We start from the raw sequence: 22,024 nt of genomic DNA, 5'->3' as shown, positions 1-22,024 counted from the left end.
CTAGCTCTGAGCTTCATAGAACAAGTCATCTTTGGTTGGTCGAGTAACGACACGCTCGATAACTTGCTCAATTAAATCACTTTCTTGTACTTCATCCGGTTTCTGGTGTACTTCTGAACGGTTAATACCTAACTTTTTAAACAGTTGCAGATCGGTATCTTCTTCTGGGTTTGGAGTCGTTAGTAATTTGCAGCCGTAGAAAATAGAATTGGCTCCGGCCATAAAACACAACGCCTGCATTTGCTCATTCATATTTTCGCGTCCTGCCGATAGACGTACCGCAGAATGTGGCATCATAATTCGCGCAATAGCAATTAAACGGATAAAGTCGAATGGTTCGACATCATCAACATTTTCCATTGGCGTGCCTTTAACTTTCACCAGCATATTGATCGGCACACTTTCTGGATGAGTGGGTAAATTCGCTAACTCAACCAATAAACCAGCGCGGTCGCTGACACTCTCTCCCATACCAATAATGCCGCCTGAGCATATTTTCATTCCTGAATCTCTGACATGAGAAAGAGTATCGAGACGGTCTTGGTAGGTACGAGTTGTAATAATATTGCCGTAGAATTCTGGCGAGGTATCAAGATTATGGTTGTAGTAATCAAGCCCTGCATTTGATAAATCTTGCGCTTGTTCTGGCGTTAACATACCGAGTGTCATACAGGTTTCTAACCCCATCTCCTTGACCCCTTTGATCATTTCCATCAAATACGGCATATCACGCTCTTTAGGATTTTTCCAAGCGGCTCCCATACAAAACCTTGTTGAACCTGAATTTTTAGCTTTTTGAGCAGCATCTAAAACTCGCTCAACTTCCATTAAGCGCTCTTTTTCTACATCGGTTCGATAATGGGCACTTTGTGGACAATACTTACAATCTTCAGGGCAAGCTCCCGTTTTAATTGAGAGTAATGTGCTGACTTGAACATGGTTCGCTTGTTGAAAGTTTCGATGTACAAGCTGCGCTTCAAACAATAAATCCATAAATGGTTTATCAAGTAATTCATGCACTTGCTGCACAGTCCAGTTATGCCTTATCTCCACAATTCTTCCTTATTTAAAAAGCATTAATGTAAAAATCTTATGTCAAAAACTTGGCTAGTCTAATCATGCAAGATAACATGTCAACCAAATAAACATAACAAGGTTTACAATGAGTTTAATAACGAACAATAATGCTATGGAAAACTGCGATCTAGAATTTGACCGTCAGCATATCTGCCATCCCTACACTTCAACGCTTGCTCCGCTAAAGTGTTATCCGGTAAGTAGAGCACATGGTGTACATATTGAATTGGAAAGTGGCGAAACGCTGATTGATGGCATGTCTTCATGGTGGTCAGCAATTCACGGCTATAACCACCCACAACTCAATCAAGCTGCTCATAACCAAATAGATGCTATGTCGCATGTGATGTTTGGAGGCTTAACTCATCGTCCAGCCATTTCACTGTGCAAAAACCTTTTGGAATTGACACCAGAGAATCTACAGCAAGTATTTCTTGCCGACTCGGGTTCGGTATCGGTCGAAGTCGCGTTAAAAATGGCGCTACAGTACTGGCACGCTAAACAAGCTGAAAACCCTAAATCAGCTAAGCGTGCTAAATTTTTGACCCTTTCGCACGGTTATCACGGTGATACCTTTGCCGCTATGTCGGTGACCGATCCAGATAATTCGATGCACAAAATGTATAAAGGCTTTTTGCCAGAGCATATCTTTGCCAAGTCACCGAGTTGTTACCAAATTCATCAAGGTCAATGGCCTGCTTATGATCCACAAGACATTACGGACTTTAAAAATAAGATCACCACGCATCATCAAGAAATTGCGGCTGTGATCTTAGAGCCAATCGTACAAGGTGCCGGTGGAATGCGGATTTACCATCCTGAGTTTTTAAAAGAAGTGCGTCAGCTATGTGACCAATATGGACTACTATTAATTTTAGATGAAATTGCGACCGGATTTGGTCGTACTGGCAAACTGTTTGCTTTTGAACATGCGGATATTGAGCCAGATATCTTATGCTTGGGTAAGGCGTTAACCGGTGGCTATATGACCCTTTCAGCCACCCTGACGAGTCAAACGATTGCCGATACTATCTGTAGCGGAGAATCTGGTTGCTTTATGCATGGGCCAACCTTTATGGGAAATCCTCTAGCTTGCGCGGTTGCTAGCGCTAGTCTAGATATTATTAAGCAAGGTCAGTGGCAACATCAGGTAGCCGCGATAGAATCGATTTTTGAAAGAACACTACCTGAACTTGAAAACCACCAACGAGTCAAATCAGTGCGCTGGCTCGGTGCCATCGGCGTAGTAGAGACTCACCAGTTAGTTAATATGGAAAAGATTCAGCAGCTATTTATTGAAAATGGTGTCTGGATACGGCCATTTGGACGATTGATTTACGTTATGCCGCCTTTTATTGCCACACCGGAGCAAATCACTCACTTAGTTAAAACAATAGCATTAGCTCTCAATAACGATGACTGCTTTCAGTATGCTTAAAAGGCAGAGCTAGCAAACTGATAACAATTGTAAGTAACCAGCAAAATGCGCACTTTGCTTATTCTGTAACATCAAGAGTTTGTGTTAACATTAGCCCAAAGATTTTGCCCCATAAAATTTAAGGTTTACTTAATATGTTTAAATGGTTACTTATTGCTTTATTCTCTTGCTCTTTTTCAGCAGTAGCAGCAGAACAAGCACAACCTGTAAGTAAAGTGACACCACAAGAAATTAACGTTGAGACTCACACCTCAAACGGTAACTTGATCTTAGGTGAAAAAGAGTGGATTTATATCAAACCACTGAATCGTAATGTGCTGGCTCGTGTTGATACCGGTGCTACATCATCTTCGATCAGTGCTGTCGATATCAAAACTTACAAGAAAGATGGTAAGAGCTTTGTTGACTTCAAACTCGCTCATAAAAAATGGCAGAGCAAAACGATGACTTACCCAGTCACTCGTTGGGTGGAAGTTGTACAATCTACTTCTGAAGAGCCATCACCTTCTCGCCCAGTAGTGCAATTAGAAGTGCAAGTAGGCGACTACAAAACCAAAACCGACTTTACTTTAACTGACCGTACTCATCTTCAATATCCAGTACTGTTAGGTCGTACCTTTATTGACAATGTTGCCCTAGTGGATGTATCGCATAAATATGTACAACCACGTGTCAAACTAGAAAAGACAACCGCTGAAGACGGTGAAAAATCTGCCAAAGCAGAAAAATAATCACGAAACTGATATCACCAAACCTTAAACAACAAAAAACCGAAGCATCTGCTTCGGTTTTTTATTGATCCAATTTCATCATAAAGCGGCAAGGTAATATGCCGCTTTGATTAGACCTTATACCAACAATAAAAACTTAACCACCAATATGCGTTAAGCCATTCATGTATGGACGTAGTACTTGAGGTACTTCAATAGTGCCATCTGCTTGTTGGTTGTTCTCTAAGATCGCCACCATAGTACGACCAACTGCTAGGCCAGAACCATTCAGTGTGTGCAGTAATTCAGGTTTCTTCTCACCTTTACGGCGGAAACGCGCTTGCATACGACGAGCTTGGAAATCACCACAGTTAGAACAAGATGAAATCTCACGATAGGTTTCTTGCGCAGGAACCCACACTTCTAAATCGTAAGTTTTAACCGCACCAAAGCCCATATCGCCAGTACATAGCACCACTTTACGGTAAGGTAGCTCTAATAATTGCAGTACTTTTTCAGCATGACCTGTTAGCTCTTCCAGTGCCGCCATTGAATCTTCTGGCTTCACTATTTGCACTAATTCAACTTTGTCGAACTGGTGCATACGGATCAGACCACGAGTATCACGACCATAAGAGCCCGCTTCAGAACGGAAACACGGTGTGTGAGCGGTCATTTTTACAGGAAGATCCGCTTCATCTGTAATCGTGTCACGCATTAGGTTAGTCACTGGCACTTCCGCGGTTGGAATCAGCGACAATGTTTTCAGCGGCTCATCACTCACTTGCTCCGTTAGCGGACGAGTGTGGAATAGGTCTTCACCAAACTTAGGTAATTGGCCGGTTCCAAATAAGCTGTCTGAGTTCACTAGGTATGGAACATACAGTTCTGTATAACCATGTTGCTCAGTGTGTAGATCCAGCATAAATTGCGCGATAGCACGGTGCAGACGAGCAAATTGACCTCTCATTACGATAAAACGAGAACCGGTTACTTTTACTGCGCTAGCAAAATCTAAACCGTCGCCCATTTCACCAAGGTCAACATGATCTTTTAATTCAAATTCATACGCTTTTGGCTCACCCCAACGAGCAACTTCTACGTTGTCGTTTTCGTCTTTACCATTTGGTACAGAATCATCTGGTAAGTTTGGAACTGAGAACGTAATTTCATCTAGCTTGTTCTGTAGCTCAGCTAGAGCCGTTTTTGCCGCATCAAGATCAGCACCTAGATTACCGACTTCCGCCATAATACGTGCGGCTTCGTCGTGATCACCTTTTGCTTTCGCTTGGCCTATGGATTTCGAACGGGAGTTACGCAATGCCTGCAATTCTTCAGTCTTAATTTGTAAAGACTTACGTTGTTCTTCTAGGCTACGGATGGTTTCTACATCCAGCGTGAAGCCGCGACGGGCTAATTTGGCAGCTGTTTTATCCAGCTCAGTTCGAAATAATTTAGAATCAAGCATTGCTAATCCTGTTGGTCTAAGTGTGATTAAAGCAGCCTTTAAGCTACTTTTAAGAAGATTTTATAGTGTCTAACGCCATTATCTAAAATAAACTAGGCACTAGGTTAAAAAGATACCCAAAAAGCACTATTTTTGATAGCGCTTTTGTTGGCTTTTTGCATCTAATTCAGCCAAATACTCTAGCTTATCGTTAATTTTTCCTTCTAAGCCACGATTTGTCGGAAAATAGTAACGAGTATCGGCCATTTCTTCAGGGAAATAATTCTCACCTGCGGCGTAAGCACCGGGCTCATCGTGAGCGTAACGGTACTCTTGCCCATAACCCATATCTTTCATTAAATTGGTAGGAGCATTACGCAGATGCAGTGGCACATCAAATTCTGGTTGATTATGAGCATCTGCAAGTGCTTGCTTCCAAGCCGTATAAACCGCATTACTTTTAGGCGCGCAAGCTAAATATACGATCGCTTGAGCAATCGCTCTTTCGCCTTCTGCTGGCCCTATTCGAGTAAAGCAGTCCCAAGCAGAAATCGCGACTTGCATTGCTCTAGGATCGGCATTGCCAATATCTTCAGACGCAATCGCTAATAAGCGCCTAACGATATATAAAGGATCGCAACCCGCCGCCATCATACGTGCCGCCCAATAGAGCGCTGCATCGGGGTTAGAGCCTCGAATCGATTTATGTACCGCTGAGATTAAGTCGTACCACATGTCGCCTTTATTATCGAAACGAGCAACTTTCTCACCCGCTACTTCCGCTAATAAAGCTAAGGTAATGACCTTTTGGTTTTGTGAATTTTCATCAGCTAAATCGTACAGTAACTCAAGATAGTTGAGCGACATACGAGCATCGCCATTGACTAAATCAACTAAACGTTCAAGTACTTCATCTTCAAATATCGCAGCAATTTTGCCTAAACCGCGCTCCGGATCTTCGATCGCTTGCTTAAGCACAGCCATAATATCAGCATGATCGAGAGAGGTGAGCTTATATACGCGAGCACGAGATAACAGTGCGTTATTTAACTCAAAAGAAGGGTTTTCAGTGGTTGCGCCGATAAAGGTCACAGTGCCATCTTCGATATGCGGCAGAAAGGCATCTTGTTGGCTTTTGTTAAAGCGATGCACCTCATCAACAAACAAAACGGTTTTACGGCCAGATAACTTATGCTCTCGCGCTTTTTCAATCGCCAGACGGATATCTTTAACCCCAGACGTTACAGCGGAAATTCGTTCTACTTCCGCATTAGCATAATTGGCCGCCACTTCTGCAAGTGTGGTTTTGCCCGTACCCGGTGGCCCCCACAAGATCATTGAGTGCAGATGACCTGCCTCTAATGCTCTACGTAATGGTTTATTAGGGCCTAGAATATGTTGCTGACCACAGTAGTGCTCAATCGACACTGGCCGCATACGAGCGGCCAGTGGGCGAAAGTCTTCATCAGCTGAAAAATCTAAACTAAAATTATTCATTAAAGTTTACCTGATTATTGACGCTGGTCATCAACCTCAACACCTTTAGGAACACTAAAGCTAAAGATTGCAGCATCCGGTTTCTTCATTGAGAAATGGGTAAACTCAAACTGGCTTTTCTGGCCATCTTGTTCAATCACATTAAATTGCTGAACGACACCCTTGGCATTGATTTTGATTTGGAATGTACCAACCGAGCTATCTGCTGCCGTAGGTTTCAAAGTGAAAGTATCATCCGATTGAGTCACATCATAATTTGCCCAATCACTGGCACGATTACGAGTTAGCAAAACAAACGGTGTTTGAGCCGTCGCTTGTTCTTGACTCAAGATTGTCACTTGCTCGACGAATGGACTGTAATACCAAACATTTTTACCATCAGACACTAGCAGAGTTTCATCTGGCGCTGATGTTTTCCAACGAAATAAACTTGGTCGAGAGATATCTGCGCTCCCTTCACCATCAAGCAGTACTTCGCCTTCTGGGCTGGTTACTTTTTGGGTGAAGTCAGCACTAAAGCCATCATTTTTACTCAATCGAGCATTTAATTCATCTTTCGGTGCTGCCCAAACACTGGTACTTGCCAGTAACAACACTAGTAGCCAATTTCTCATATCCATCCTCGATATTATAAAACTTGATTGCCCAATTTAGAGTTTCGATCTATATCCCCAAGTCACTTAGGGATAGGTTGAAGTACTAATCAAATTGCTTAATCGGTGGTGGAGCAATCACTTCACGATTTCCGTTATGCCCCGGTGCACTTACGACACCTTGAGCTTCAAGTTGTTCCACAATTCTTGCGGCACGGTTGTAACCAATTTTAAAGCGACGCTGAACACCAGACACTGAACCTCGGCGTGATTCTGTTACGAATTCAACGACTTGGTCGTAAAGTGGATCAGCATCTTCTTCACTTTCTAATTGCTCACCTGGTAATAAACTTTCTGCCGTTGGCTCACCATGAACAATTTCATCAATATAAACAGGCTTACCACGTGCTTTCCAATCATTCACTACCGCATGCACATCATCATCGGATGCAAACGCACCATGAACACGAATAGTATGGTTTGAACCTGGCGGTAGATACAGCATATCCCCCATACCAAGCAGTGATTCTGCACCACCTTGGTCCAAAATAGTACGTGAGTCAGTTTTGGTTGATACGGTAAACGCAACACGGGTTGGAATGTTGGCTTTAATCAGACCAGTAATAACATCCACCGATGGACGCTGAGTCGCCAGCACTAAGTGAATACCTGCCGCACGCGCTTTTTGAGCCAAACGTGCAATCAACTCTTCCACTTTTTTACCCACTACCATAATCAGATCAGCGAATTCATCGACGATCACCACAATGTATGGCAGTTTTTCTAAACGTGGTGGCATTTCATCCATGCTATCACCCGGTTGCCATAATGGATCATGGATTGGGTGACCCGCATCAGCGGCCATTTTCAGCTTCTCGTTGTAGCCTTTCAGGTTACGAACGCCTAACGCTGACATTAATTTATAACGACGCTCCATTTCCCCAACACACCAACGTAGGGCGTTTGAGGCATCTTTCATATCCGTCACAACTTCTGATAATAAATGAGGAATACCTTCGTAGATCGATAGTTCCAACATTTTCGGGTCGATCATAATAAAGCGTACATCTTCTGGGGTCGCTTTATACAAGATACTCAAGATCATTACGTTCACGCCGACCGATTTACCAGAACCGGTAGTACCTGCAACTAATACGTGAGGCATTTTAGCTAGATCCGCAATTACCGCTTCACCAGCAATATCTTGCCCTAGAACAACGGCTGTTGGTGATTTGGTATTTTGGAATTGCTCGCTGCTAATAACATCTGACAAATAAACCGTTTCGCGGCTCATATTTGGTAGCTCTAAGCCAACATACGGTTTGCCTGGAATAACTTCCACTACGCGCACTGCCATCGCAGATAGAGAACGAGCAAGGTCCATTGAAAGACCAGAAATACGGCTAACTTTCACGCCAGGCGCTAAGTCTAATTCAAAACGCGTGATAACCGGACCTGGGAAAATGTCCACAACGCGCGCTTCAATTTTATAATCGGCAAGCTTAGATTCAACCAAGCGAGCTATCTCTTCCAATGCATCGCGGTCAATATGGCTTTCGCGTTTTTCTGGGTGATACAACAATTCCAATGTTGGCATTGGTGATGTTGGCACCGGTAAGTTCGCATCTTGTTGCACTAAGAACGGATTTTGCGATGCCAATGCGTTTACTTGCGCAGCGGCAACCATATTTTGGAACGCTGCGGCATCCTGATCGGCAGCTTGATTCTGCTCAGGTTGAACAGCTTGCTGAACAGGCTCTTCCGGTTGAACGACAGGCTGTTGAACATTTTCGCCTTGCGCGTTTTCACCTTGCACGCTGTCCTGTTGAACCGTATCAGCTTGAGTATTGAACTCGGAATGCGTCTGCATAGATTCGACTTGTTCCGCTGCAACATTCACTGACGATGAAGAATCATTCGAGGTTGTATTCGCTGGCTCTTCATTATTTGTCGTATTAACAGCCTGAGTTTGCGGTGATTGTACTAGCTGCTCACTTGCTTGTTGAGGTGCAATATTTTGCTCACTAGCAGTATTCGTTGCAGTAGATGCCGCTGGAGATGACTCCGCTTCAACTTGCTGATTAGGTTCATCATCAAGAACAGAATCAAGATTTCCTAGTGAAGGCGTGTTTTCATCTAAAGCAATATCATCGATAGCACTTTCTGGCTTAGTTACGCTTTGCTCTGTAGCAATCGGTGCTGCTTGTTGAGGAGCTTGTGCTTGTACTGAAGCAGTAGTGTCAGCATCTTGCTCAACAAAGTCATTTTCAGAAACCGCTTGTTGATCTAATTCTGCAATCGTTGCATTTGGATTTTGGTAACGATTTGATGATTCTGTCGCGGCATTATTTTCAATATCAGAAGATGCTGAACTCATGGTCTGTTGAGTTCTAACTTCTTGTTCCATGCTCACTGCAGGTTCTGCGGTTTGAGCCGGTTGCACAGGCGCAGCTTTTGCCGATGTCGTTGCTGAAGGTGCAGAGAATAACGGATCATCCAGATCTTCTTCGCTAAGATCTAGGTCTGGCTCACCATGCGTACTTGGTTCAATTTGAGCTTTCTTCGCAGATTTACGTGGAAAGTGAATATTGAAACGTGGCTTTTTCTTCTGCTCAGATTCAACAGTTGGCTCAGCTGTTTGTACATTCTCTACGAGATCTAATTCATCATCTTGTTGTAAATCAACCGCTTTTAAAGAAAGTGCATCATCATCAATACCTTCAATATGCATTTGACTTAATTCAGCTTGTTGATAATGATTCGCCGATAACGTAGTCGGTTCTGAATGACGTGCGCGATTAAATAAACGCTGAGTGAAGCGTAAAGCCGCTTGTCCTAAATGTTCAACAATACTCAACCAAGAAATACCGGTTAATAAGGTAAAACCTGCGCCCCACAAAAACATAAAGACTAGTGTTGACCCTAAAATATTCAATGCTGGAGTGGCAACAGAGGTTAAAACATCACCGACGACACCGCCTGATGAGAAGTACCAAATATCATCAAAGTTAATATCTGCTAGGCCACAGCTGGTTAACAGCATGATAGTTAGGCCAAGTAGACGAGTACCCCATAGTAGGAAATCAATCCCCTCCCCTTCATCTCGTGAACGGAAGAATGCCCAGCTTGCGCCTAGAATGATAAAAGGTAATGGGTAGGCAAATACACCAAAGGTGAAGAATAGAGTATCCGCAAGCCAAGACCCGATATAACCACCAGCATTATGGACAGTGCCGCCCCATGCCGTTTGTGACCACGATGGATCCGCTGGATTAAATGAGAAAAGTGCCACCATCATTAAAATGGCGATCAATAAGCCTAAGATCAAACCACACTCTTTCAAACGTTGTGAACCATTAAGGCGAGGTTTCGACTTAGATTCTTTCGCTTTGATGATGGTGACGGTTTTCGACTTGCCTTGCTTGAAAATATTTTTACTGTACGTAAACAAAACGTTCCCCTATTCCGAGTGGTTAATGGGCGCTTATTCTTATTTTAGACATGACGTCAAACCTTATTGCATTGTTGAAAATAGCAAGTTAGGTATGAAAATAAGGATAATTCACTCGGTGGTCCAAAATACGACGAGCGGCCTAAGCCGCTCGGTAGACAACACTCGATAACAATAACCGAAATAGGTGGAAAAACCTATACCCAAACAGCGTCAAAAGGAAGATTTGAACGCATCCTGACACCATTTGGACATATTTTGATTATCGAGTTTGAATCACTAACTGATTTGATTGTTTGACTTCTTCCATCACCACGTAGGTACGCGTGTCATTCACACCTGGAAGGCGTAATAAAGTGTCACCTAATAGCTTACGGTAAGCACTCATATCTGATACACGGGTTTTCAATAAATAATCGAAATCGCCAGAAACTAAATGACATTCTTGGATATCATCTAATTTTTGTACTGCGGTATTGAATTGTTCAAACACATCAGGCGCACCACGGTTTAATGTAATCTCAACAAACACTAAAAGTGATGCATCAAGATACTGTGGATTAAGTAGTGCGGTATAACCGGTAATATAGCCTTGGCGTTCAAGACGTCTTACACGTTCTAAACAAGGTGTTGGCGATAAACCCACACGCTTTGAAAGCTCTACATTCGAAATTCGACCATCTTTCTGTAATTCATTTAGAATATTACGGTCAATCCTGTCTAAGTCCTTTGATGGCTTTTTATAATTATCTGTCATTGATATTCACCTTAATTACTTCCCTGCAAAAATATATTCTACATTCTCTTTATATTCAGAATCAAATATTACTAAATCATAACTACACTTTACATTAGCCCAACGAATAAGCCTTTAGACAGACATAACAACCACTAATAAAAGAGGGTTCAGAATGAAAATTGGCGTACCAAAAGAAATCAAAAACCACGAATATCGTGTAGGCATGATCCCTGCTAGCGTAAGAGAACTATACTCTCACGGGCATCAAGTGTTTATCGAAAGTCAGGCTGGAGCCGGTATCGGCTTTAGTGACAACGATTACATCGCCGCAGGCGCTTCCATTCTTCCCACTGCAAAAGAGATCTATTCTACTGCAGATATGATTGTTAAGGTCAAAGAGCCTCAATCCACTGAACGAGCGTTACTCAAACCAGGGCAAATATTGTTCACTTATTTGCACCTCGCACCAGATTTTCCACAAACGGAAGACCTAATAAAGAGCAAAGCCATCTGTATCGCCTATGAGACTGTAACAGATAATATGGGTCGTCTGCCACTATTAGCGCCAATGTCTGAGGTTGCTGGTCGAATGTCTATTCAAGCCGGTGCTCAAACATTAGAAAAATCCCACGGTGGCAGTGGCTTACTTCTTTCTGGTGTACCGGGGGTGATGCCGGCAAAAGTGCTTATTCTGGGTGGTGGCGTAGTCGGTTCTAACGCCGCAAGAATGGCGGTCGGATTACGTGCTGATGTGACAATTTTAGATAAAAATATCGACACACTTCGCAAACTGGATGAGGAATTTCAAGGCACAGCAAAAGTGGTCTACTCGACTCGAGAACTTCTTGACCAGTTAGTTACCGAAGCCGACCTCATTATTGGTGCGGTATTAGTTCCGGGAGCTGCTGCGCCAAAGCTTATCAATAAACAACATTTACTCACTATGAAAGCAGGCTCGGCTCTCGTCGATGTTGCCATTGATCAAGGGGGGTGCTTTGAAACCTCTCGTGCTACCACTCACGCGGATCCGACTTATGTAGTTGACGGTATAGTGCATTATTGTGTCGCCAATATGCCCGGAGCGGTCGCAAGAACTTCAACCTTCGCACTCAATAATGCGACACTGCCTTATATTCTAAAACTTGCGAACAAAGGCTATCGACAGGCTTTATTAGAAGATGCGGGCTTTTTAAAAGGGCTAAATGTTATTGATGGTAAGTTAACCATAAAAGAAGTCGCTGAGGGGTTTGACCTACCCTACATAGATGCAAGGCAGGCGTTAGAGTAATCAGTTCTCAATCGCTTGAATAAGAATATTGCGTGGTGTGATGTCTCGCGGGCAGAAAGTGCTAAGCGAAACATCATATCCCGCTTGTTCTAAACGCAAAGCTTTATCACACACTAACCACATTTCAAGCGGCCTTCGAAAGGCTTGCTGTACTAGGCTCAAACGCTCCATTTGAATAAAGCGTTCTTCACCTCTTTGTTGCCAATAATCGAAACTCTCAAGAGTAACCTCTAAATTTCGTTGCTGTTTCGCCCATTGGCAGAAACTGGCAAACCCTTGGCTTAGCTGCGATTTTTTAATACTTGGAATAGGCGTATAACCTTGCTGATTGCTCGCCTCTTGCAACAAACAATCGAAGCCTAGGCGATACGTCATTTCCAATTCACGATGACGCTTCACTCTCTCCCCACCGGTCACGGTTTCTTGCAGTGGGATCCTGAGATCTGTTTTGGAAAGATGAAGTTGAGATTGCTTGCCTAGTGTTGAAAGCGGCTGATAATCGTCACCTTGAATTAAGTGATAACAACAAGGTGAAAGAGTAACTCCAGATAAACCCTGCTGACACACATGCTCAATTAAGTGGGCATGTAAATCGCCACAGGCATGCAATGCCACCGCGTGTTGATTGGTCTTAAATACCTGACGGCAATCATCAGATAGCGCATCGCCCTGAATAAAGGTCATCGGTAAGTGATGTTTATCCGCCAAAGCTTGCCCTGCTACACACAAACTTTCTTGCCACTCAAAACTGATCACAGGAAGTTGCGACTGCTGCGCTAACCATTGCCCTAAGTACCCCTTACCGGCACACCATTCCAACCAATCTTGACCAGAACGGTTAACTTGTAGTGCGGCCTCTCCCATCGCAGTGATCTGTTGCCATTTTCTCCCCGGGATCCCAACACTTAAATGTTGAGTATCATGTTCACCCGTTAGTGGCAGACTATCTAATTCACATTGAGCCCATAAACTGGTTAAAGCGGGAATAAAAGGCGTTAAACACTCAACTAACTTTGATGTATCCCCTTTTAGCTGCTCAATGTCTTTAACTTCCAAGCTGGTCAGAAATTCGCAGAGAGCGGGATGATTAGTCCAAGGTAAGCTTTCATTGATACTTAAATGGAACGGTTCCGTCCGCCAAAACTCTTGAGTAGAAATGAGCGCTTTATCTAATAAAGAAAAGCGCTGAGAGAGGGATTCACACATTAACGAACGGGTAACTCAATATCTTTAAACATGGTTTCGATTTCTTGATTATTCTTCAAGCCAATCGCTTTTTCGACAACCGGACGGGTTAGATGAGGAGCAAAGCGCTCCATAAAATCAAACATATAGCTTCTTAAGAAAGTACCGCGTTTAAAGCCTATACTGGTGGTGCTCGCGCCGAAGATATGGCTAGCATCGATGGCCACCAAATCATCATCTTGTTCTTTATCGATCGCCATACTAGCAAAAACGCCTACCCCAATTCCCAAGCGAACGTAAGTTTTAATCACATCAGCGTCGGTGGCAGTAAACACTATTTTAGGTTGTAAGCCCGCCAGGTTAAACGCGGTATCTAACTCAGAACGACCAGTGAAACCAAACACATAAGTAACTAAAGAATACTTAGCCAACTCTTCAATCGTTACCTTACCTAATTGCGCCAAAGGGTGATCTTTTCGGACGACAATAGAACGGTTCCAGTGATAACAAGGCAACATGATGGCATCTTGATATAAATGCAGTGCTTCTGTCGCAATCGCAAAGTTAGCCGTGCCTTTTGACACCGCTTCTGACATTTGACTCGGCGTACCTTGGTGCATATGCAAAGACACTTTTGGATAACGCGCGGTAAAGCCTTTAATCACATCTGGTAAAGCGTAACGAGCTTGGGTGTGGGTAGTCGAAATGTTGAGCGTGCCACTTTCAGGATTAGTGTGCTCGCCTGCCACAGCCTTAATACTTTCTACTCGGGATAAGATTTGTTGAGAAATACGGACGATTTCTTGACCCGCCGGAGTGACTGTCGTTAGGTGCTTGCCACTACGTTCAAAAATCTGAATACCTAATTCATCTTCTAGCAAACGAACTTGCTTACTAATACCCGGCTGCGACGTATATAAATTTTCCGCCGTAGCAGAGACATTTAGGTTGTTATTTACCACTTCAACAATATATCTCAGCTGTTGTAACTTCATATGGGCTTCCCTCTCCATCAGCATTTATCTTTGAGGCATCACTTTGCCTTATAAGTATTAGTTATAACGCTTATCGAGTCATTTTCATAGCTCTTCATTGAGATTCGATAACGGAAATAAAGTGTAATGTGATAAAATTGTCGATATTTTCATTCGAAACCTTTATTTGCCATGTATCAAGAATTACTGAAACCTATACACCAATTTCTACATTGTCCAACACCAGAGGCTTGGATAGAAAAAGCCAAGCAACCAGAGCATTTAAACGCCTTGTTGATTGACCACTGCAATTGCGAATTAAAAGCAGCTCAAACGGCCATGTTTATGGTGCGTAAATATGCGGTTGATGAGCAAAGTGGTCAAACACTGATGCAATGGGCGAAACCTTATGAAGATTATGTCTACAAGTGCATTCGTGATGTCGAGTTTCCAGAAAAAAGCATTATGCAATCTAGTAGCCTAACCGTTCGTGATGGCTTTGAGCATGGCCAAGATCTGGTTGATAAAATGGTGCGTTTGATTAAAGAGGAATTCCATCACTTTGAGCAAGTGCTTGAGATTATGGAAAACCGAGGCATCCCTTATCAGAACCTTACCGCGGGAACCTACGCCAAAGGTTTAATGAAGACGGTCAGAACCTACGAGCCTGCTGCCCTAATCGATAAGTTGATTATCGGTGCTTATATTGAAGCGCGCTCTTGTGAACGTTTTGCCAAGCTAGCCCCGTTTTTAGATGACGAGCTGAATAAATTTTATGTTTCTTTGTTACGTTCAGAAGCACGTCATTATCAAGATTACCTAGCGCTAGCCGAAGCGATTGCGGGAGAAGATATTAGTGAACGAGTTCGCTTAATTGGCGAACGTGAAGGTCAACTCATTCAACGAGAGGAAGCGGAGTTTCGTTTTCATAGCGGCGTTCCTGTCGAAGCAGCTGCCTTGGCCTAACGAGACGAGCCACGAGCCACGAGCCACGAGCCACGAGCCATTTTATACAAAAACAGCCCGGTGCAAATGCATCGGGCTGTTTTTCGTTAAGCGATTAAAAACCTATTTCTTTGGTTTTTTACGCTTGTCTGTGATTTCCCACTTACCGTCAATATACAGTGCAGTCCAACCAGATGGTTTACCATCCACTTCTGAACGCACGTAATGCTCTTTCGATTTACGGCTAAAGCGAACGACTGTTGGGATCCCATCAGGATCGGCAACCGGTGCAGACGCTAAGTAATGGAATTTTTCAGAAATACGATCTTTGTATTCTGCCATCTCAGCGACTAGCGGTGCGCGAGTTTCACGAGATTTCGGGAAGTTGCTTGCCGCCATAAACAAACCAGATGCGCCATCACGTAGTACGAAATAAGCATCCGAATTAGAACAAGGCAATTCTGGGAAATGTACTGGATCTTCTTTCGGTGGCGCAACTTCGCCGTTACGTAAGATCTTACGAGTATTTTTACATTCCTCGCTAGTACAACCCATGTACTTACCAAAGCGGCCATTTTTCAGCACCATATCTGAGCCACACTTGTCACACTCAACTAATGGACCATCGTAGCCTTTTGGTTTGAACTCACCGAATTCAACCACATAACCTTCACAGTTCGGGTTATTACCACAAACGTGCATCTTACGCTTGTCATCAATCAGATAAGCGTCCATTGCGGTTTCACAAATTGGACAACGCTTTTTAGCACGAAGAGCCGCCGTTTCAACGTCTTCTTCTAAAACGTTCACTACGCCTTCTTCATCACCTAAGTTAATGGTGGTTTTACAACGCTCTTTTGGTGGCAATGCATAACCTGAACAACCTAGGAACACACCTGTTGAGGCAGTACGAATTCCCATTGGACGTGAACACGTTGGACATTCAATGCTGGTTTCAACGATCTTATTTGGCATCATGCCACCTTCAGATTCGTCTAATTCCGCTTTATCTAAATCTGCGGTGAATGCATCAAAAAACTCATCTAGGACTTGAGTCCAGGTTAAATTACCTTCGGCGATTTTATCGAGTTTTTCTTCCATGCGAGCAGTGAAATCATAATCCATCAGATCATTAAAGCTACCATCCATACGATCGGTAACAATCTCACCCATTTTTTCTGCATAGAAACGACGTTGGTCAACTTTTACATAACCACGATCTTGAATGGTGGAAATGATTGATGCATAAGTCGATGGACGACCAATACCACGTTTTTCAAGCTCTTTAACTAATGCTGCTTCGGTGAAACGCGCCGGCGGTTTAGTAAAGTGCTGTTTCGGATCGAGTTGTTTCAGCGACAAGGTATCGCCAACTTTCACTTCCGGTAGAATTTGATCTTCATTTTTACCCATTGGACGCTGAACACGAGTCCAACCGTCAAACTTCAAAATGCGCCCTTTGGCTTTTAGCGTAAAGTCGTCAGCCTTAACACTTACTGTGGTTGAATCGTATTTTGCTGGTGTCATTTGACAGGCAACAAATTGATTCCAGATCAGTGCGTAAAGTTTGTGGGCATCCGCTTCCATACCATTTAAGTCTTCGGCTTTTACTTCAACACTAGATGGACGAATCGCTTCGTGCGCCTCTTGAGCGCCTTGTTTACTACCGTAAGCTAAAGGACTGGCAGGTAAATAAGCGTCACCAAACTCAGATTGAATAAACTCACGACAAGCCTCTACAGCCTCTTTACTCAAGTTAGTTGAGTCAGTACGCATATAAGTGATGTAACCCGCCTCATAGAGTCTCTGAGCGAGCATCATGGTCTTTTTCACCCCATAGCCTAAGCGGGTACTTGCCGCTTGTTGCAATGTTGAGGTGATATATGGCGCAGAAGGCTTACTTGAAGTTGGGCGGTCTTCACGCTTACAAACTTCATAAGTCGCTTTTTCAAGAACCGATAACGCCGCTTTGGTTTCCGCTTCATTGACGGGTTTGAAAGCAGAGCCACCTTGTTGAGCGACGAGTAAACGGAAATCAGTATTATTTAGTGTTGTCGTGTCAGCATGAATATCCCAAAACTCTTCTGGAATAAAGGCGTTGATTTCACGTTCACGCTCAACCAACAATTTCACAGCTACCGATTGAACACGGCCGGCAGATAAACCACGCGCCACTTTTTTCCAAAGCAGAGGTGAAGCCATAAAGCCCACCACACGGTCTAAAAAGCGTCGTGTCTGTTGAGCATTCACACCATCTAGGTTCAATTCACCTGGTGTTTCAAAGGCTTGTTGAATAGCATTTTTAGTAATTTCGTTAAAAACTACTCGTTTGTATCGCGCATCATCACCACCGATGATCTCACGAAGGTGCCACGCAATAGCTTCCCCCTCGCGGTCCAAATCGGTTGCGAGATAAACGCAATCGGCGTCTTTGGCTAATTTCTGTAATTCAGCAACAACCTTTTCTTTACCCGGAAGGATTTGATAATTCGCCTCCCAGCCTTGGTAAGGGTTGATACCCATCTTTTTAATAAGGGCTGCTTTGTCTTTTTCTTTTTTGATACGAGCTTTTTCTTCAGGGCTCATACCTTTAGTTGAAATCGCGGCCGCTTTTTTTCCACTACTTTGGCCGGCAGTAGGTAAGTCACGTACGTGGCCAACACTCGACTTCACAACAAAATCTTTTCCAAGATATTTATTGATAGTCTTCGCTTTAGCTGGTGACTCTACAATAACAAGAGATTTGCCCATAACTAATTCTAAACATCCTCATCAGGTCGCGTTTATTGATTACGCACGCTGCTTTAATTAATTGCTTCTTTTTTTACTATCGAGTGAGTTTTAAATAAGATCAACCTGTTTTTTCACTTTTCATGCTGAGTGAGCGACATATCGCCAACTAAGATGCAGTAAGGTGACTGACCATCTGGTGCGATTTTTGAAAAACAAAATTCAGGATTTTTTACTGCCATTCGCTATACCAAGCAACGAGTTAGGTATAAACTTTGGAATCAAATTGAGGCGGACAATAGCGCCTTATTTAATGATATTCAACCAAACCTTAACTTTCATTCTAAGTAGGCCACTATGAGTAGTAAAAAAGCCATCTCCGAATTTGAACTTCTTCTGATTGCAAACCAAGTCATTCAAGAACATGCAAATTATATGGAAGGAATGCGCGCCACATCAGTAATAGAGAAAGATGATGTGTTGATTTTCAAAGGCGAATATTTCTTAGATGAACAAGGGTTGCCGACTGAAAAAACCACAGCGGTATTTAATATGTTCAAATATCTCGCACATCATTTATCTAAAGAATTCACCTTAGAAAATACAGTGCACTAATTCAGATATTAGACCTTTACCCAAGTCACTTGAGTATATATAAAAAGATGCCCTAGTCTCAGCTAGGGCATTTTTATGTCACCTATTTATGGTTACATTACTTTCGTAGGTAAATTGACCAGAACCACAAACCAACAAATAGACTACCACCAATAATATTGCCAATGGTGACAGGGATAAGGTTATTCATTACAAAATCAACCATATTTAAGTCGGCAAACTGGCTAGCTGTTGTATGAGTCATTTCCCAAAATTCAGCCGGTGCAAAGTTTTTGATACCAATCGCAAATGGGATTTGGAACATGTTTGCGATGCTATGCTCAAAACCTGATGATACAAACATCGCAACAGGTAAAATCAAAATCAGCATTTTATCAGTTAGAGTTCGACCAGCATAAGACATCCAAACCGCGATACATACCAGTAAGTTAGCCATGGTACCTAAAGCAACTGCTGATGCGAAAGAGTGGTGCATTTTATGCTGGGCAATGTGCATCGCATTCAAACCGATACCACCCGCATCGCTCATGTACTGTTGAGCAACTAACATAATGCCAACCAGTAAAATACAACCGACAAAGTTGCCAAAATACACTTGAGCCCAGTTTTTAATTAACTGTCCCCAAGTCACAAGACCACTTGCCTTTGCTACAACAACTAAAGTTGAGCTAGTAAATAATTCACTACCTGTTACAACCACAAGAATTAAACCTAGGCTAAATGCTAAACCACCAACAAAATGTGAAAAGCCTGGAGCCACGTCAGCGGTACCACTAGTTACCGTAGTGTAAAAAATAAATGCAATACCAATTTGCATGCCAGCTGTAACTGCAAGCATAAAGGTTTTAAAGAAAGATTTATTAACTTTGTAAACACCAGCTTCAGCGGCTTTTTTTGCCATTTCAGGTGGCATTAATGATTCAAATTGATTGTTGTCCATTTTTTCTCTCGTAACAATTAGATACAAAACAAGGTTGATGGCTGAATATTGCGTTTTAATGTGATCAAATTCAAGCTTTCTAATCATAGTTCAAAGTTGAAAAAAGTTAATTTCACAACAAGAAACCATTAATGAAAAACCATCAAAAAGTCGCGAACATCGGCTAAAACCTACAGAAATCACTCAAAATAAAAACTCATTACGCTAAAAAAAAAAGCTCACGAGATGTGAGCTTAATTCAATAAAGATTGATATAAATCAGTTATTCATGCGCCTACCCCATTAGAGGTATCTGCTATACGATTGGGCGCTGGCCTCTAGATATCAATTTAAGTAGTACACTATCGACGGTTTTCGCTGCGCTACCAGAAATTTTATCCGATAGTTTTTTCTTGCGAACATAGTGCAAGGCGAGCACTGATTTTTCTTTGGTCGCTGCAACAATTAAATCATCTGAGGTTTTAATTTCATCCACCAGCCCTAACTCAAGCGCTTGGGTGCCAAACCAATGTTCACCGGTAGCCACTTTCTCTAGATCAAGCTCTGCACGGTGCTCACGGATAAAGTCTTTAAATAGCACATGAGTTTCTTCTAATTCATGCTTGAACTTATCGCGTGCTTTATCAGTATTTTCACCAAACATGGTTAAGGTGCGTTTATATTCGCCTGCGGTCATTTGCTCAAATTCAATATCATTCTTTTTCAGCAATTTATTGAAGTTCGGAATTTGTGCGATAACACCAATCGAGCCAACAATCGCAAATGGCGCAGAAACAATTTTATCTGCCACACAAGCCATCATATAACCACCACTTGCTGCTACTTTATCGACAGCAATGGTTAATGGAATCTTGGCATTTTTAAGGCGATCGAGTTGAGAAGAAGCCAGCCCATAACCATGAACCATGCCACCGCCAGACTCTAGACGAAGTAGTACTTCATCCCCTTCTTTAGCGACAGAAAGAATCGCGGTGACTTCCTCACGTAATGACGATACTTCTTTAGCATCAATGCTACCGTTAAAATCCAAAACAAATAAATGAGGTTTGCGCGTATCTACCAACTCACCGGATTTTGCGGCCTTTTTCGCTTCTTTGGCCTCTTTTTTGTTCTTTTCTTTTTGCTCTTTTTCTTGAGCTTTATGACGAGCCTTTAAATACGCTTCATCATGCAAGTGTTCTTCTAATTGTGCGACCGTTTCAGTATGCTTTTCTGACAAGTCAGTGATCTGTAATTCACCTTTCGCATGACCGCCCTTTCCGCCTAATACTTTAATGCCAACAAACAATGCGATTACCGCAACGACGAACGTCACGACTTTGGCTAGAAACAGCCCATAATCCAACAAAAATTCCAATATCATTCCCTCAAAACTTGCGGTTTAGTGTATGGTAAGCGAGTTTACGTTGATGCTAACCACTTATTATTTGAAATAGCGGTACATTATTGCATATACCCAAGTGACTTCAAGGTATAGCTCTTGTATATGCCCACCTAACTTCAAATAAAATGAGCATAAAAGATATAAAGTTAGATTAAGGATTACATACGGTGAATTATTCAGTTTCCCCTTCAGCGCTTACTGGAAAAACCATTTTAGTCACTGGTGCTGGTGACGGTATAGGTAAAGAAGCGGCCTTACACTACGCTCAACATGGCGCAACCGTTATTTTACTAGGACGCACCGTGTCCAAACTAGAAGCGACGTACGATGAGATCGAGTCGAAAGGTTACCCGCAAGCGGCGATTATCCCTCTTGATATGAAAGGGGCGACCAAACAGAACTACCTTGATATGGCCGATACGATTGCAGATCAATTCGGTAAACTTGATGGCATCTTACATAATGCCGGTCTACTAGGTACGATCACACCATTTGAACAAATTGAAGAAAGTGCTTTTGATGAAGTGATGCAAGTCAATGTCAAAGCACAACTACTAATGACTCAAGCATTACTGCCTCTGGTTAAAAAATCAGAAAACGGCCGCATTGTTTTCACCTCTTCAACGGTTGGTCATATTGGTAAAGCTTACTGGGCAAGTTATTCTATCTCTAAATTTGCGACCGAAGGCATGATGCAAATTCTGGCAGATGAGCTCAGTGACACCCCTATTCGCGTTAATGCGATTAATCCAGGTGCAACTCGTACCAAAATGCGTGCCTCAGCTTATCCAGCAGAAGATACTAACCTGCTGAAAACGGCCGAAGATATCATGCCACTGTATGTTTACCTGATGGCAACAGAAAGCCAAGAGGTTCACGGTCAATGCATTGATGCACAGCCTGAGCGAAATAAGCTATTTAAATCGTAAGCCTTAACTCAGCTCACCAAAGACAACAAAGCCAGCAATTACGCTGGCTTTATTTTTATATGCTTGATTAATATCACTTTAT

The 22,024-nt window shown here is 42.6% G+C and carries 17 protein-coding genes; 6 read left to right on the top strand and 11 right to left on the bottom strand.

The window, feature by feature from the left end; genetic code table 11:
- Complete coding sequence (gene bioB / locus L3V25_RS10220; protein WP_237295256.1) at positions 1 to 1,053, bottom strand: biotin synthase BioB; 1,053 nt, start codon at positions 1,051 to 1,053, stop codon at positions 1 to 3.
- Between the two features lie 109 nt (positions 1,054 to 1,162).
- On the opposite strand from bioB, the gene bioA reads away from it, so the two are divergent.
- Together bioA and L3V25_RS10210 are read left to right on the top strand one after the other, a co-directional pair.
- Entirely contained in the window at positions 1,163 to 2,515 is a 1,353-nt protein-coding gene (bioA, locus tag L3V25_RS10215; protein ID WP_237295255.1) for an adenosylmethionine--8-amino-7-oxononanoate transaminase, read from the top strand.
- A gap of 134 nt (positions 2,516 to 2,649) precedes the next feature.
- On the top strand, positions 2,650 to 3,246 hold the full coding sequence (locus L3V25_RS10210) for a RimK/LysX family protein (protein WP_237295254.1): 597 nt from the start codon (positions 2,650 to 2,652) through the stop codon (positions 3,244 to 3,246).
- 136 nt (positions 3,247 to 3,382) lie between these two features.
- On the opposite strand, the gene serS is transcribed toward L3V25_RS10210, so the two are convergent.
- From serS to lrp, 5 genes are all read right to left on the bottom strand, one after another.
- Entirely contained in the window at positions 3,383 to 4,693 is a 1,311-nt protein-coding gene (gene serS, locus L3V25_RS10205; protein ID WP_237295253.1) for a serine--tRNA ligase, read from the bottom strand.
- 126 nt (positions 4,694 to 4,819) lie between these two features.
- The gene (locus L3V25_RS10200) at positions 4,820 to 6,169 is read right to left on the bottom strand and encodes a replication-associated recombination protein A (RefSeq protein ID WP_237295252.1); all 1,350 of its coding nucleotides are present in this window, start codon (positions 6,167 to 6,169) and stop codon (positions 4,820 to 4,822) included.
- Between the two features lie 14 nt (positions 6,170 to 6,183).
- The gene (gene lolA, locus L3V25_RS10195; protein ID WP_237295251.1) at positions 6,184 to 6,783 is read right to left on the bottom strand and encodes an outer membrane lipoprotein chaperone LolA; all 600 of its coding nucleotides are present in this window, start codon (positions 6,781 to 6,783) and stop codon (positions 6,184 to 6,186) included.
- Between the two features lie 85 nt (positions 6,784 to 6,868).
- Positions 6,869 to 10,192: a DNA translocase FtsK 4TM domain-containing protein gene (locus tag L3V25_RS10190; protein ID WP_237295406.1), complete on the bottom strand. Its 3,324-nt coding sequence runs from the start codon at positions 10,190 to 10,192 to the stop codon at positions 6,869 to 6,871.
- Positions 10,193 to 10,475: 283 nt separating this feature from the next.
- Positions 10,476 to 10,970: a leucine-responsive transcriptional regulator Lrp gene (gene lrp, locus L3V25_RS10185; protein ID WP_027697130.1), complete on the bottom strand. Its 495-nt coding sequence runs from the start codon at positions 10,968 to 10,970 to the stop codon at positions 10,476 to 10,478.
- Between the two features lie 154 nt (positions 10,971 to 11,124).
- Here lrp and ald point away from each other — a divergent pair, with 154 nt between their 5' ends.
- The gene (gene ald / locus L3V25_RS10180; RefSeq protein WP_237295250.1) at positions 11,125 to 12,240 is read left to right on the top strand and encodes an alanine dehydrogenase; all 1,116 of its coding nucleotides are present in this window, start codon (positions 11,125 to 11,127) and stop codon (positions 12,238 to 12,240) included.
- Here the strand turns inward: ald and L3V25_RS10175 are convergent, their stop codons facing one another.
- Together L3V25_RS10175 and cysB are read right to left on the bottom strand one after the other, a co-directional pair.
- Positions 12,241 to 13,446, bottom strand: coding sequence for a methyltransferase (locus L3V25_RS10175; RefSeq protein ID WP_237295249.1), 1,206 nt, complete (start codon positions 13,444 to 13,446; stop codon positions 12,241 to 12,243).
- Positions 13,446 to 14,420, bottom strand: coding sequence for an HTH-type transcriptional regulator CysB (gene cysB, locus L3V25_RS10170; RefSeq protein WP_089123176.1), 975 nt, complete (start codon positions 14,418 to 14,420; stop codon positions 13,446 to 13,448). Before cysB ends, L3V25_RS10175 begins: the two co-directional genes overlap by 1 nt.
- A gap of 171 nt (positions 14,421 to 14,591) precedes the next feature.
- Here cysB and miaE point away from each other — a divergent pair, with 171 nt between their 5' ends.
- Positions 14,592 to 15,365, top strand: coding sequence for a tRNA isopentenyl-2-thiomethyl-A-37 hydroxylase MiaE (miaE, locus tag L3V25_RS10165; protein WP_237295248.1), 774 nt, complete (start codon positions 14,592 to 14,594; stop codon positions 15,363 to 15,365).
- Between the two features lie 102 nt (positions 15,366 to 15,467).
- On the opposite strand, the gene topA is transcribed toward miaE, so the two are convergent.
- Positions 15,468 to 18,095, bottom strand: a complete 2,628-nt coding sequence (gene topA / locus L3V25_RS10160) for a type I DNA topoisomerase (protein ID WP_237295247.1) — start codon at positions 18,093 to 18,095, stop codon at positions 15,468 to 15,470.
- Positions 18,096 to 18,431: 336 nt separating this feature from the next.
- On the opposite strand from topA, the gene L3V25_RS10155 reads away from it, so the two are divergent.
- The gene (locus L3V25_RS10155; protein ID WP_027697124.1) at positions 18,432 to 18,689 is read left to right on the top strand and encodes a YciN family protein; all 258 of its coding nucleotides are present in this window, start codon (positions 18,432 to 18,434) and stop codon (positions 18,687 to 18,689) included.
- 97 nt (positions 18,690 to 18,786) lie between these two features.
- On the opposite strand, the gene focA is transcribed toward L3V25_RS10155, so the two are convergent.
- Together focA and sohB are read right to left on the bottom strand one after the other, a co-directional pair.
- Positions 18,787 to 19,629: a formate transporter FocA gene (gene focA / locus L3V25_RS10150; RefSeq protein ID WP_237295246.1), complete on the bottom strand. Its 843-nt coding sequence runs from the start codon at positions 19,627 to 19,629 to the stop codon at positions 18,787 to 18,789.
- Positions 19,630 to 19,924: 295 nt separating this feature from the next.
- On the bottom strand, positions 19,925 to 20,992 hold the full coding sequence (gene sohB / locus L3V25_RS10145; protein ID WP_237295245.1) for a protease SohB: 1,068 nt from the start codon (positions 20,990 to 20,992) through the stop codon (positions 19,925 to 19,927).
- Positions 20,993 to 21,180: 188 nt separating this feature from the next.
- Between sohB and L3V25_RS10140 the strand changes: the two genes are divergently transcribed.
- Positions 21,181 to 21,942: a YciK family oxidoreductase gene (locus L3V25_RS10140; protein WP_237295244.1), complete on the top strand. Its 762-nt coding sequence runs from the start codon at positions 21,181 to 21,183 to the stop codon at positions 21,940 to 21,942.
- Positions 21,943 to 22,024 lie beyond the last annotated feature (82 nt).

Source organism: Vibrio sp. CK2-1 (genome assembly GCF_021726515.1).
Classification (GTDB): Bacteria; Pseudomonadota; Gammaproteobacteria; order Enterobacterales; family Vibrionaceae; genus Vibrio.
This window is presented reverse-complemented; position numbering and strand designations above follow the sequence as displayed.

Bases quoted from the DNA above. Each gene is read 5' to 3' on its own strand.
- miaE (WP_237295248.1), top strand. From the start codon at position 14,592: ATGTATCAAGAATTACTGAAACCTATACACCAATTTCTACATTGTCCA.
- topA (WP_237295247.1), bottom strand. From the start codon at position 18,095: ATGGGCAAATCTCTTGTTATTGTAGAGTCACCAGCTAAAGCGAAGACT.
- cysB (WP_089123176.1), bottom strand. From the start codon at position 14,420: ATGAAGTTACAACAGCTGAGATATATTGTTGAAGTGGTAAATAACAAC.
- L3V25_RS10175 (WP_237295249.1), bottom strand. From the start codon at position 13,446: ATGTGTGAATCCCTCTCTCAGCGCTTTTCTTTATTAGATAAAGCGCTC.
- sohB (WP_237295245.1), bottom strand. From the start codon at position 20,992: ATGATATTGGAATTTTTGTTGGATTATGGGCTGTTTCTAGCCAAAGTC.
- L3V25_RS10210 (WP_237295254.1), top strand. From the start codon at position 2,650: ATGTTTAAATGGTTACTTATTGCTTTATTCTCTTGCTCTTTTTCAGCA.
- ald (WP_237295250.1), top strand. From the start codon at position 11,125: ATGAAAATTGGCGTACCAAAAGAAATCAAAAACCACGAATATCGTGTA.
- focA (WP_237295246.1), bottom strand. From the start codon at position 19,629: ATGGACAACAATCAATTTGAATCATTAATGCCACCTGAAATGGCAAAA.
- L3V25_RS10155 (WP_027697124.1), top strand. From the start codon at position 18,432: ATGAGTAGTAAAAAAGCCATCTCCGAATTTGAACTTCTTCTGATTGCA.
- bioA (WP_237295255.1), top strand. From the start codon at position 1,163: ATGAGTTTAATAACGAACAATAATGCTATGGAAAACTGCGATCTAGAA.
- lolA (WP_237295251.1), bottom strand. From the start codon at position 6,783: ATGAGAAATTGGCTACTAGTGTTGTTACTGGCAAGTACCAGTGTTTGG.
- L3V25_RS10200 (WP_237295252.1), bottom strand. From the start codon at position 6,169: ATGAATAATTTTAGTTTAGATTTTTCAGCTGATGAAGACTTTCGCCCA.
- lrp (WP_027697130.1), bottom strand. From the start codon at position 10,970: ATGACAGATAATTATAAAAAGCCATCAAAGGACTTAGACAGGATTGAC.
- serS (WP_237295253.1), bottom strand. From the start codon at position 4,693: ATGCTTGATTCTAAATTATTTCGAACTGAGCTGGATAAAACAGCTGCC.